The organism is Peribacillus kribbensis DSM 17871, assembly GCF_000430765.1.
Lineage (GTDB): Bacteria > Bacillota > Bacilli > Bacillales > DSM-1321 > Paraperibacillus > Paraperibacillus kribbensis.
Genome location: NZ_KE387237.1, coordinates 164,854 through 177,608 on the forward strand (window position 1 = coordinate 164,854; position 12,755 = coordinate 177,608).

Consider the following 12,755-nt stretch of genomic DNA (forward strand, 5'->3'; position numbering starts at 1 on the left):
TGATTGGTAAATCTATTAGCAGCAAAAAAACACGGTAAGAGGTGCAGTTCATTTGATATTAGCGATCTATATCATTGCGGCTTTTATCTTGTGCCGCATACCTTGGATTGGAAGATATCTCTCCATCCTCAATACGCTTATACATGAATGCGGCCATGCGCTTTGTTCATTGCTTTTTGACGGCAAAGTCAGAAGCATCTCCCTGTTTTCAAATGGAGAGGGGCATATTCTCACAGGTTCGAGAAGCTGGTTCGGCATGGTGATTACAAGCATTGCCGGTTATCCCTTTTCTTCCATTTTCGCTTTATTCTGCTTCTTATTAATTCACTGGAATCATAGTGAGTGGATATTTTATCTAATTGCAGGAATTTCGATCCTGGCACTTGTGCTTTGGGTAAGGAATCTATATGGTATCGTCTGGTGCCTGTCCTTTATTGTTCTGCTTGGTGTCATAGACTACTATGGAAATGGGGCCTGGATTACCGGCAGTTCCCTCCTTCTCGCGTCTTTATTGCTTATTCAGTCTGCAGAATCAGCTTTTGCGATTTTCCTCTTAAGCTTTAAGACGCCGGGAGAGGCAGGAGACGCATCCAATCTGGCTCAATTCACCCGCATACCAGCCCAAATTTGGGGACTGGTTTTTCTCGGCATTGCAATCTTTGCCTTAACAAAGGCGCTGCTTATTTCCTATTAATATTTTGATAAGCAGTATATAAAAAGGCTATTTTCGCAAACTTTGTGGCATTGGAACAAAGAGGTTAATTTCCGCTCCAATCAACCTGTTTTTATAATGGAATCGTCCTAGAAAGCACAATCTTTTAGAAAAGAGCCTAAAAAAGACGTGATGTGCTATGCACACCACGTTTTTAGAAGGCTATTTAAATCTTGTGCCTTTAAAAAGCGGGCTCCTGGAAAGGAAATCAACCTGCTTTTTTAAGAGCAGTAACGAGTTAAATCAGACTTTCATAAAGCTGGTAAGAATAGTGCGGCATTATCTGCTCAATACATTCTCCAAAAGATGGAGCATATCTTTTCGATCGTTCTCAGTAGCATTCTGCCAGATGATTTCGAATAAGACTCCAAGTCCTGGTAGCATTTTTTCTTCACCGCTCTGGATGGCATCCACAATCGTATCTTCCAGCTCTGCCTGTGAATTCCCGGTTACGTTGTGGATGACTGCATTCCGAAGGTTAATATTCATAAACATGTCCTCCTATTACAAGATTTCCCCCATAGTTTTCTCAGATCCTTCATTTATTATGTACAAAGATTAGGCTATAATAGGAAAATCGAAAAGAGAAATGGAAGGAGAGGATGAGTTGAAATTTATAGAATCACCCAAGAACCCGGCAGTCAAACAATGGAAAAGGCTTTTAAATAAAAAAGACCGGGATAAATCGGGCAAGTTTATTGTAGAGGGCTTTCATCTCGTGGAAGAGGCCCTTCTTGAGCGGGATCTTGTCAGCGAAGTAATCGTGCAGGAGGATACCGAGCTTCCTGCTGGTTTTCCTCTGCAGGATGTGGAACTTATCTATGTGACCCGGGAAGTGATGGTGTCCATTTCAGATACGGAAACTCCCCAGGGAATAGCAGCGGTTTGCAGCCAGCGAAAATATGAATGGAATCCGGAATGGAAGCAGTTTCTGTTAATTGATGCAGTCCAGGATCCAGGCAATATCGGAACCATGATCCGGACAGCCGATGCAGCAGGTCTGGATGCGGTCATTCTGGGAGAAGGCTCTGCAGATCCATACAGCCCGAAGGTGATCAGGTCCACTCAGGGCAGCCTGTTTCACCTGCCTGTTCTAAAGGGCAGCCTTGGAGAATATATCCCGAAATTAAGCGAAAGCGGCGTTTCTGTGTTTGGGACTTCTCTTGAAGGAGGAGTTTCCTATGAAACCCTGCAAAAGCAAATGGCCTTTGCCCTGCTTGTAGGGAATGAAGGAAAAGGTGTCAGTGGGGAATGGCTCGCGCTGACGAAGCAGAATCTGTACATACCATTATTCGGGCGCAGTGAATCGCTAAATGTGGCTGTTGCTGCAGGAATCCTTCTTTATCATTTGAAGATGGGCTAAAAACAGCTTATTTGGGTTTGAAACCGATGTAAAAGTATTATATAATAGGATGTAATTTTATAAGGAAAGACGTTGACAGAGAAGAGTAGCTGCTGCACAATCCTTTTTTAGGGAGAAAATGCCTTGACTGAAAGCATTTTTAGGGGATGGCCAGTGAAGTTCACCTCTTGAGTCGGCGCCGGGACCTTGGGCACAAGCCCCAAGTAAAGGCGCATCGGCCTAAAAGCCGTTATCTCAATGAAGTTGAGCGGGAAGGAGCTGTCCTTCACGCTAACAAGGGTGGTACCGCGAAGTTATACCTCGTCCCTTTTAGGGGGCGGGGTTTTTTTGTTGTCTTTTCCGCTTTTCTTATATTGTTTTAAGGAGGAAAAAAAATGAAGGAACGTTTGCAGGAACTCCAGGCGGAAGCTCTGACAAAGGTGGAAGAAGCCGGAAGTTTAAAAGAACTAAATGATATCCGCGTTTCCTATCTGGGAAAAAAGGGTCCGATTACCGAGGTGCTGAGAGGGATGGGCAAGCTCTCTGCGGAGGAAAGGCCGGTCATTGGCGCACTCGCAAATGAAGTGCGCGAAGCTATCGCGGCTGAAATCGAAAACAAGCAGGTCCATTTGGAAGAGGCGGCCATCGCTGAGAAGCTTAAGGCAGAAACCATTGATGTAACGCTGCCGGGAAGTCCGGTCCGTACAGGAGCCCGCCATGCCCTTACTAAAGTCGTGGAAGAAATTGAAGATCTCTTTATCAGCATGGGCTATACGGTAGCAGAAGGGCCGGAAGTGGAAAAGGATTATTATAATTTCGAAGCCCTTAATCTTCCTAAAGGACATCCGGCACGGGATATGCAGGATTCCTTCTATATTACAGAAGAAACCCTGCTTCGCACCCACACTTCCCCGGTCCAGGCAAGGACGATGGAAAAGCACCAAGGAAAGGGCGCTGTGAAAATCATCTGCCCGGGTAAAGTTTATCGCCGTGATAATGATGATGCCACACATTCGCACCAATTCATGCAGATTGAAGGACTTGTGGTGGATGAAAATATCAGGATGAGCGATTTAAAAGGCACACTTGATGTATTTGCAAAAAAAATGTTTGGGGAAGATCGTGAAATCCGCTTAAGACCTAGCTTTTTCCCATTTACAGAGCCTTCTGTCGAGATGGATATCTCATGCAAGGTATGCGGCGGAAAAGGCTGCAGCGTGTGTAAAGGGACAGGCTGGATTGAAATTCTTGGAGCAGGGATGGTCCATCCGAATGTACTGGAAATGGCAGGCTATGATTCAAAAAAATACAGCGGGTTCGCTTTCGGAATGGGACCAGAGCGTATCGCCATGCTGAAGTACGGTGTGGATGACATCCGTCATTTCTATACCAATGATGTTCGGTTCTTAAAACAATTTTCCAAGCATGAAGCGTAAGGTAAGGAGGGAAAAACATGTTAGTTTCTTATAAATGGCTGCAGGAATATGTGGATCTATCCGGGATTTCACCGGAGGAACTCGCAGAAAAAATCACAAAAAGCGGGATTGAAGTTGAAGGCGTAGAAAAGAAAAGCGAAGGATTAAAAGGAGTGGTGATCGGCCATGTCCTTGAAAAGGAAAAGCATCCTGAGGCAGACAAGCTGAATAAATGTCTGGTTGATCTGGGCCAGGAAAACCCGGTACAGATCATTTGCGGAGCGCCTAATGTAGACAAGGGGCAGAAAGTAGCAGTAGCCACGGTTGGTGCTGTCCTCCCCGGCAATTTTAAAATCAAGAAAGCCAAGCTGCGCGGAGAAGAGTCCAATGGAATGATCTGCTCCCTGCAGGAGCTTGGCATTGAGCCAAAAGTAGTGGCAAAAGACTATTCATCAGGCATTTTTGTGTTCCCAAGTGATGTGGAAGTCGGCCAGGATGCCCTTGCAGTCCTTGGTCTTGATGATGCAATTCTTGAATTAGGTCTGACTCCGAACAGAGCAGACGCCATGAGCATGCTGGGTGTTGCCTATGAAGTCGCTGCCATTCTTGGCAGAGAAGTAAAATGGCCGGAAATCAAAGGGGATGAGGGAAAGGAAGCTGCTTCTGATTACATCTCTGTCAGTGTTGAAGCGAAGGAAGAGAACCCGCTTTATGTAGCGAAAGTAGTGAAGGATATTAAGATAGGCCCATCTCCTCTCTGGATGCAGACTCTGCTGATGAATAGCGGGATACGTCCTCACAATAATGTAGTCGATATCACCAATTATGTCCTTCTTGAATATGGCCAGCCTCTTCATGCGTTTGATTATGATCAATTAGGCTCTAAGCAGATCGTGGTACGGATGGCCTCCGAAGGCGAAAAAATCACAACGCTTGATGATGAGGAGCGTACATTAAACAGCGGCAATCTTGTGATCACCAACGGCACGGAGCCTGTTGCCCTTGCTGGAGTGATGGGAGGAGCCAACTCTGAGGTAGGTGCAGAAACCACGACGGTCCTTCTTGAGTCAGCCTACTTCACTGGAGGAAGCATCCGCAGGACTTCAAAGGAGCAGGGACTGCGCAGTGAAGCAAGCTCACGCTATGAAAAAGGTGTAGATCCGAACAGAGTCCGCCAGGCTGCAGAACGGGCTGCAGACTTATTGGCCCGTTATGCAGGGGGAACTGTGCTGAAGGGCTCCGTCGAGGCGGATACTCTAAAGGCGGAACCTGCAGTGGTCTCCATCACTCTTCAAAAGATTAATTCTGTTCTTGGAACAGAGCTTGTGATGGATACAGTTAAGGATATCTTTAACCGTCTGCAGTTCGAGACAGCTGTAGAGGGTGATGAAATCATTGTGACCGTTCCAACCAGAAGAGGGGACATCACCATTGAGGCAGATCTTATTGAAGAAGTGGCCCGCCTGTATGGCTATGATCATCTTCCGAAGACTCTTCCTGTTGCGGAAGCTCTCCCGGGCGGATTAAATGATTATCAATTGAAAAGGAGAAAAACCAGGGCGTTTTTGGAAGGTGCCGGTCTATATCAGGCCATCACTTATTCTTTGACTTCTGAAGAAAAGGCGTCCCAGTTTGCTCTTGAACAGGGTGAGGCTGTCAGGCTTGCCATGCCGATGAGTGAGGAGAGAAGCACACTAAGGCTCAGCATCCTTCCGCAGCTCCTTGAGGCGTTAAAATATAACCTGGCCCGCCAGAATGATTCTCTGGCTCTTTATGAAACAGGATCAGTCTTCTTAAAAACGGATGAAAATGAACTTCCGCGTGAAAAAGAACATCTTGCGGGTGCTGTAACAGGTCTGTGGCATTCCCAGCTTTGGCAGGGAGAGAAAAAGTACGTAGATTTCTATACAGCAAAGGGAATACTGGAAGGTCTGTTTGAAGTTCTGGGGATTTCAGAGTCCGTTGTCTATAAGGCAGCCGAAGAAGATGGACTGCATCCTGGACGCACGGCGGCGGTTTATTTAAATGATGAGAAAATTGGCTTTGTCGGACAGGTACATCCTAAGGTCCAAAAAGAAATGGACCTAAAGGAAACCTATGTGTTTGAACTTTCATTGGAAGCCCTGTTAGCAGCGGAAACGACTCCGATCGCTTATCAGACGATTCCAAGATATCCTTCCGTTACCCGTGATATTGCCCTTGTGGTGGATAAGCGGGTTACAGCAGGCGAGCTTTACTCTGTCATTGAGGCAGCAGGCGGGAAACTGCTGAAGGAAGTCTCCGTTTTTGATTTATATGAAGGAGACCGTATGGAGGATGGAAAGAAATCCATTGCCTTCTCCCTGAAATACTTCAATCCAGAACGGACATTAACAGATGAAGAAGTATCGAAGGCACATGGCAAGGTATTAAAGGCAGTAGAAGAGAATACAGGTGCAGCGTTAAGGTCTTAAGACGGCCCGGCCGCAGCCAACTCAGCTTATCCTGAGTTTGGCTGCGGTCTTTTAGTGCCGTTTTTTCTGGGGCGCTGATTTCCGTTCCAGGGGCTTCGCTTTCCGCGGGGCAGCTATCCTCTATATTATTGGCTCTTTTCTAAAAGTTTGTTGTTTTTTTAAGAGTTTGAAAGGAAATCCCATTATTAAACGGGTTGATTGGAGAGAGCATCCTGGAGTGGAAATCAACCACCCTGTTCCAAAGCAACAAAGTTTCCGAAAACAGCCATATTATTCACTATCGGCCAAAGCGCAAAAGTTATTATGACCTCATGGTGAAGATAAGAAAAATAAAAAAGATGTATAGAATTTCCCCTTTTTCCGCATAAACAGGTATCATTAAGATATAGTAATTCTGAATATTTACATAATGGAGGAAACTCGGAAAACAAATGGCATCCGGTATTCTGCATAATCGGCTTAAGGCGGATAGAGGAACTGCGGGACGGGTAAAAAAGCGCAGAAAAAAAGCCTGAATGAACAGGCTTAGTAGAATTTTTTTCTATAAATCGCTTTCGCTTTATCTGTATTGGCAAAGTGAACCTTTGTATATTCCCAGAGGGCCCCTTCTCCTTTTGCCGCTATCAGCTTTGCAGCCGCTTCGTCTACTGCAGGCCCTGCTCCCTTCGGAAGGGTGAATCCAGCCCGCTGGCTCAAGAGATCAAAATGTTTTACAAAAGCATATCTTGCAAGGATTGAGGCAGCCGCTACGCCCAGATGGAGCCCTTCAGCCTTTGTGCTCAGATAGGTATTGGAGGCTTGGAACTTTTTAGCTCCTTTTAGATAGTTAAAGAAAACCTCCGGCTGCGCAAACTGATCAATCAGAACACCCTCAGGCTCTGCCGGCTGGACTTTTTCTAATACTTTCCTGATGGCCTGATTATGGAGAAGAGCCTTCATTTTCCCTTGTGACATTCCCCCGGCCTGCTTTTCATTATATTTTGGATTATCCAATACAAGCAGGCTGTAGGGAACTGCATGCTTCAATTGTTCACCGATCTCCAGGATCTGCGGGTCTTTAAGGTTTTTAGAATCCCGGACTCCGAGCTCCTTTAAAAGGGGATGATGCTCTTTTGCGGCATAGACGGCTACGACGGTCATCGGTCCGAAATAGTCTCCTGTCCCTACTTCATCTGAGCCGATCAGCGACAGGCTTCCGACATTTGGGGGAGGGGAGTATGAATGGCTTTTTACAGAAGAGGCAGACTTTGCCGGCTTCCCTCCCTCTGGGATCCTGCCCCATTGGGCCGCTTCGGTTTCCGCATTCGGTCCCTGAAATAGGACTTTTCCAGATTTATAGGCTGTAATGGTACAGCCGGGCGGCTTTGCTGAGAATATGCCGCCTGGGGGCACCTTGGACGTTAGGGCAGATTGATAGTGCGCCTTCATTTTTTCTATGGCTGCCGAATTTAATGCAAGTACTGCGTTTGACATTATGACAACTCCTCTTATAATGATTTTTTATCATTTTTTTACAAAACTTCCGGGTATTAGACAGAAAATGGCTCGGTCTTGCTTTTCAAGGATTGAAGCTTCATGATATGATATAGATTAGGATTTTTTAGAGATTGGAGGCATCAGTTTGTCAGACCATACCAAGAGAAAGATAACGGTTGATATATATGGACAGCAATATACCATTGTTGGATCAGAAAGTTCAAGCCATATTCGCATAGTGGCCTCGATGGTCGATGATAAGATGCGTGAAATAAATGCAATGAATCCAAGGCTTGATATCAGCAAAGTGGCCGTCCTTACGGCTGTGAATGTCATGCATGAGTATTTAAAGGTCAAGGATGAGCTTGAACAGCTGAAAATGGTAATTCAACGCGAAAAGGATTGAAAAATGAATGCTTGATTTAATAATTATTGTCATACTTCTTATGGGTTTAATCGTAGGACTCAAGCGGGGATTCATCCTTCAGCTTGTGCACCTGACCGGGTTCGCCGCTGCATTTATTGCGGCGTGGGTATATTATAATGATTTGGCTCCAAAATTAAAACTGTGGATCCCGTTTCCAACCCTGGGAGATACGGATTCCATGAAGATGATCTTTCACACAGCCAGGCTGGATGACGCTTATTATAACGCAATTGCGTTTGCTATTATATTCTTTGGTGTCAAGATCATATGGCAGCTGATAGGCTCGATGCTCGATTTTATCGCACACATTCCGATCATCAAGCAGTTAAACAGGCTTGGGGGCGGTATACTGGGCTTTGTAGAAGTCTATCTTCTGATATTCATCCTTTTGTATATAGCGGCCCTTGTGCCGGTAGAATCCATCCAGAATCCCCTGAATCATTCCTTCATGGCAACGGCAATGGTCAAGGATACTCCTGTATTATCCTCCATGGTAAAAGAACTCTGGTTTAAATATAACCCGATGTAACTTCTCTTTTAAAGGGAAGTTTTTCTTTACCCTGTTCTTCCCGGCACCGGCATCCCGGGGCCGGATTTTCCATGCTCTTTAGGCGGCGTGGGGCATTTAGACGGGTTTTGTTGCCTCTTCACTGAATAAACGTTATCTTTAAATAGGACGTATTCTTCCAGATTTCTAATTTGAAATAGAAGATGCAGGAATAAAAACGTGATGCCAGGCGGCAGTTCACTCCGCGGGCTTTTAACAGGACGGTTTTTTAGAATGAAATGCAACGCCAATATAAGAGGTGATGGTTATGGGAGTTAATAAGAAGGATGTCATACATCTGCTCGAAACGATAGCTGTATTTATGGAGTTAAAGGGAGAAAATCAGTTTAAAGTGGCGGCGTTCAGGAAGGCTGCCGGCGCATTGGAAAGCGATGAGCGGAGTTTAGCTGAAATAGGGGATTATAAAGCATTGCCCGGGATCGGGAAGGGGACAGCTGCTGTCATTGAAGAATTTCTGAATGAAGGCCACTCCACTGTGCTGGAGGAGCTGCAGGATGAGGTTCCAAAAGGGCTGATTCCCCTCCTTCAGCTTCCGGGGATGGGCGGAAAGAAAATAGCCAAGCTCTATAAAGAGCTTCATATTGAAAATATGAAGGATCTTAAAGAAGCATGTGAAAAGAAGCAGGTACAGGAGCTCTCAGGCTTTGGGAAAAAAACGGAGGAAAAGATCCTTGCGGCAATCGAAGAATTTGGGACGAGGCCGGAAAGGCTCCCTCTTGCAATGATGCTTCCCATTGTGTTGGACATTGAAGCTTTTATTGAAAATATGCAGGGCATTACGAAGTTCTCAAAGGCAGGCAGCATCAGGCGGGTAAAAGAAACGATCAAGGATCTGGATTTTATTATTGCCACAACTGAACCAGGATCCGTTAAAAATCAGATTCTGGAACTGCCAAATGTAAAAAGTGTCATTGCGGCAGGAGATACAAAGGTATCGGTAACCTTCCAATATGATTATGAAATCTCTGTGGATTTCAGGCTGGTGAAGCCGGAGGAATTCATCACCACCCTCCATCATTTTACAGGATCAAAGGAACATAATGTCCGCATGCGGCAGCTTGCCAAAGAACGCGGAGAGAAAATAAGTGAATATGGAGTGGAAAATGCAGAAACCGGAGAAATTCTGACCTTTGAATCCGAAGAGAAGTTTTATGAGCACTTCGGACTTCCATACATTCCGCCGGAATTACGGGAAGATGGCTCGGAAGTAGAGGAGTTCTCGAAGGATTATGGGCTCTTGCAGCCTGAGGACATCCAGGGGGACCTGCATATGCATTCCACCTGGAGCGATGGGGGCTATACCATTGAAGAAATGATTGATGCCTGCAGAGCAAAGGGATATAAATATATGGCCATCACGGACCACTCCCAATATCTTAAGGTAGCAAACGGGCTCACTCCCGAAAGGCTCCGAGAGCAAAAGGAACTGATCCGCCAGCTGAATGATAAATATGATGATATTCTGATTCTGTCAGGAATTGAGATGGATATCCTGCCGGATGGCACCCTCGATTATGACGATGATCTCCTAAAGGAAATGGATATTGTCATAGCATCGATCCATTCGATTTTTTCACAGCCGCGGGAGAAAATCATGGAACGTCTTAGGACAGCCCTTGAAAACCCGCATGTAGACCTGATCGCCCACCCGACCGGCCGGATCATCGGCCGCAGAAAAGGATACGAAGTGGATATGGATATGCTTATTGAGCTTGCCAAAGAAACAAATACGGCGCTTGAGCTTAATGCAAACCCGAACCGTCTTGATCTTGCGGCGGAATATCTGAGAAAGGCACAGGCGGCCGGCGTAACGATTGCTGTCAATACAGATGCCCACAATATCATTATGCTGGAGGACATGGAAATCGGTGTCTCAGCTGCGAAGAAGGGCTGGCTGAAAAAAGAAACCATACTGAATGCCAAGAGCCCAGAGGGGCTTATTGCGTTCTTAAATAGAAATGATTAAAAACAACCTAAGGAGGGGCTAACACTCCATGCATCATAAAGCTTTAAAAACACTGGAGTTTAATAAAATCATCGAGCAGCTTTCCACGTTTGCATCAAGCTCGCTTGGCAAAGACAAAGCGGCCAGGCTGGCACCGAGCTCTGATTTTGAGGAAGTAATCAGACTGCACGAAGAGACGGATGAAGCTGCACGAATTATCCGTCTGCGGGGAAATGTTCCTCTTGGCGGTATTTTTGATATCAAACCGCATGCGAAGCGGGCCCAGATCGGCGGGATGTTAAGTCCGTCAGAGCTGAACGAAATCGCCAGCACCATCAGGGCCGGACGCATTTTAGTAAAGTTCATTGAGGAAATGGTTGAAAATGGGACGGAAATTCCAAGGACAGCTTCTTATATGGACTCCATCATCGCTCTGCCGGAATTAGAACGGCCGATCATCCAGGCTATCAGTGATACAGGTGAGGTCATGGATTCGGCAAGCGACAAGCTGAAGTCCCTGAGAACTCAGCTCAGGACAAATGAATCCAGGGTACGGGAAAGGCTCGAAAGTATGATCCGATCCTCCAGTGCCCAGAAGATGCTGTCAGATGCCATCATTACCATCCGGAACGACCGCTTTGTCATTCCTGTCAAACAGGAATACAGGGGAGCCTATGGAGGAATCATTCATGACCAGTCTTCATCCGGTCAGACGCTCTTTATCGAGCCGCAGTCCATCGTGGATTTAAATAATCAGCTTCATGAAATCCGTATCAAAGAGCAGCTGGAGGTTGAAAGGATCCTGCTCGAGCTGTCAGCTCTGGCCGGAGAACATGCATCCGAGCTGATTTCTAACGTGGGAATCCTGGCCGTCTTAGATTTTATGTTTGCCAAGGCAAGATATGGCCATGCAATCAAGGGTTCCATGCCAAAGCTGAATAATGATGGAAGAATTAAATTCTTTAAAGCCCGCCATCCTTTGATCGATCCTAACGAAGTGGTTCCCAATGACATATTGCTCGGAGAGGATTTTACCTCCATTGTCATCACTGGTCCGAACACGGGAGGTAAAACCGTCACACTTAAGACTGTTGGGCTTTGTACACTTATGGCTCAGGCCGGCCTGCAGATTCCTGTTCTCGATGGATCGGAGGCTGCGGTCTTTGATGATGTCTTTGCAGATATTGGGGATGAGCAGAGTATCGAACAGAGCTTGAGTACGTTTTCCTCCCATATGGTCAATATCGTGGAAATTCTGAAAAACGTAAATTACCGGAGCCTGGTACTGTTTGATGAGCTGGGAGCAGGGACGGATCCTCAGGAAGGAGCCGCTCTTGCGATGTCCATCCTGGATAAAGTATATGAGCGGGGTGCACGGGTCATTGCGACTACTCATTATCCGGAGCTGAAGGCCTATGGATATAACCGGGAAGGAGTCATTAATGCCAGCGTGGAATTCAATGTGGAGACATTGAGTCCAACCTATAAGCTTCTGATCGGGATACCAGGACGCAGTAATGCGTTTGAAATCTCAAGAAAGCTCGGCCTTGATGAAAAGGTTATACATGAAGCGAAAACTTATATCGGCACAGAAACAAATAAAGTAGAAAACATGATTGCATCCCTGGAAGACAGCCGTAGAAACGCGGAAGCTGAACAAGAAGAGGCTGCTGAGCTTCTCAAGGATGCTGAAAGAATTCATAAAGATCTTCAAAAACAGATGGCGGAGTATTATACCCGCAAGGATGAATTAGCTGAAAAAGCAAGGCTGGAAGCTGCAGAGCTGGTCAATAAGGCAAAGCAGGAAGCCGAGGCTATTATTTCTGACCTAAGACAGTTGAGACTTGAAAAAAATGCAGAAGTAAAAGAGCATGAACTCATCGACGCGAGAAAACGTCTGGAGGATGCTGCTCCTCTTTCCAAGAAAACAAAGAAGGCAGCGGCACCTGCCAAGAAGAGAGAGTTTGCGGAAGGAGACGAGGTCAAGGTCTTGACCTTCGACCAAAAGGGGCATTTAATAGAGAAAGTCTCCTCCAATGAATGGCTCGTTCAAATCGGTATCATGAAAATGAAGGTAAAGGAAGCCAGCCTGGAATACCTCTCCACACCAAAGCCGGTTGAAACGAAGCCTCTTGCTGTGGTGCGGGGGAAGGATTACCACGTAAGCCTTGAGCTTGACCTTCGGGGAGAGCGCTATGAGAATGCATTGGCCAGAGTAGAAAAATACATCGATGATGCCCTTCTTGCCGGCTATCCACGCGTCTCCATCATCCATGGAAAAGGCACAGGGGCTTTGAGGCAGGGAGTTCAAGAATATCTAAAAAATCACCGTTCTGTTAAAAAAATCAGGTTTGGTGAAGCTGGGGAAGGCGGCAGCGGGGTTACGATTGTCGAGTTCAAATAACCGGGAGTAAATG

At 46.0% G+C, this 12,755-nt stretch carries 10 protein-coding genes; 8 read left to right on the forward strand and 2 right to left on the reverse strand.

The window, feature by feature from the left end; translation table 11 throughout:
• The first annotated feature begins 52 nt into the window (after nt 1–52).
• Nucleotides 53–694 (forward strand): M50 family metallopeptidase, encoded by a 642-nt coding sequence (locus H539_RS28415; protein WP_035322499.1) that lies wholly within the window; start codon nt 53–55, stop codon nt 692–694.
• Nucleotides 695–991: 297 nt separating this feature from the next.
• On the opposite strand, the gene sspI is transcribed toward H539_RS28415, so the two are convergent.
• On the reverse strand, nt 992–1,201 hold the full coding sequence (sspI, locus tag H539_RS0111945) for a small acid-soluble spore protein SspI (RefSeq protein WP_026693704.1): 210 nt from the start codon (nt 1,199–1,201) through the stop codon (nt 992–994).
• Nucleotides 1,202–1,319: 118 nt separating this feature from the next.
• Between sspI and H539_RS0111950 the strand changes: the two genes are divergently transcribed.
• The 3 genes from H539_RS0111950 (at nt 1,320) to pheT (ending at nt 5,922) form a co-directional block, all read left to right on the forward strand.
• Entirely contained in the window at nt 1,320–2,075 is a 756-nt protein-coding gene (locus tag H539_RS0111950; protein WP_026693705.1) for a TrmH family RNA methyltransferase, read from the forward strand.
• Between the two features lie 374 nt (nt 2,076–2,449).
• Nucleotides 2,450–3,490, forward strand: coding sequence for a phenylalanine--tRNA ligase subunit alpha (pheS, locus tag H539_RS0111960; RefSeq protein WP_026693707.1), 1,041 nt, complete (start codon nt 2,450–2,452; stop codon nt 3,488–3,490).
• Nucleotides 3,491–3,507: 17 nt separating this feature from the next.
• A complete protein-coding gene (gene pheT / locus H539_RS0111965) occupies nt 3,508–5,922 on the forward strand; it encodes a phenylalanine--tRNA ligase subunit beta (protein WP_026693708.1) in 2,415 nt (804 codons plus the stop codon).
• 525 nt (nt 5,923–6,447) lie between these two features.
• Here pheT and rnhC read toward each other — a convergent pair.
• Complete coding sequence (rnhC, locus tag H539_RS0111975; protein ID WP_026693709.1) at nt 6,448–7,395, reverse strand: ribonuclease HIII; 948 nt, start codon at nt 7,393–7,395, stop codon at nt 6,448–6,450.
• Between the two features lie 148 nt (nt 7,396–7,543).
• On the opposite strand from rnhC, the gene zapA reads away from it, so the two are divergent.
• From zapA to H539_RS0111995, 4 genes are all read left to right on the forward strand, one after another.
• A complete protein-coding gene (gene zapA / locus H539_RS0111980; RefSeq protein ID WP_026693710.1) occupies nt 7,544–7,804 on the forward strand; it encodes a cell division protein ZapA in 261 nt (86 codons plus the stop codon).
• Nucleotides 7,805–7,811: 7 nt separating this feature from the next.
• On the forward strand, nt 7,812–8,354 hold the full coding sequence (locus H539_RS0111985; RefSeq protein WP_026693711.1) for a CvpA family protein: 543 nt from the start codon (nt 7,812–7,814) through the stop codon (nt 8,352–8,354).
• A gap of 286 nt (nt 8,355–8,640) precedes the next feature.
• A complete protein-coding gene (gene polX / locus H539_RS0111990; protein WP_026693712.1) occupies nt 8,641–10,359 on the forward strand; it encodes a DNA polymerase/3'-5' exonuclease PolX in 1,719 nt (572 codons plus the stop codon).
• A 28-nt stretch (nt 10,360–10,387) separates the two neighbouring features.
• A complete protein-coding gene (locus H539_RS0111995) occupies nt 10,388–12,742 on the forward strand; it encodes an endonuclease MutS2 (RefSeq protein ID WP_026693713.1) in 2,355 nt (784 codons plus the stop codon).
• Nucleotides 12,743–12,755 lie beyond the last annotated feature (13 nt).

Bases quoted from the DNA above. Each gene is read 5' to 3' on its own strand.
- sspI (WP_026693704.1), bottom strand. From the start codon at position 1,201: ATGAATATTAACCTTCGGAATGCAGTCATCCACAACGTAACCGGGAAT.
- pheS (WP_026693707.1), top strand. From the start codon at position 2,450: ATGAAGGAACGTTTGCAGGAACTCCAGGCGGAAGCTCTGACAAAGGTG.
- pheT (WP_026693708.1), top strand. From the start codon at position 3,508: ATGTTAGTTTCTTATAAATGGCTGCAGGAATATGTGGATCTATCCGGG.
- rnhC (WP_026693709.1), bottom strand. From the start codon at position 7,395: ATGTCAAACGCAGTACTTGCATTAAATTCGGCAGCCATAGAAAAAATG.
- H539_RS0111985 (WP_026693711.1), top strand. From the start codon at position 7,812: ATGCTTGATTTAATAATTATTGTCATACTTCTTATGGGTTTAATCGTA.
- polX (WP_026693712.1), top strand. From the start codon at position 8,641: ATGGGAGTTAATAAGAAGGATGTCATACATCTGCTCGAAACGATAGCT.
- H539_RS0111995 (WP_026693713.1), top strand. From the start codon at position 10,388: ATGCATCATAAAGCTTTAAAAACACTGGAGTTTAATAAAATCATCGAG.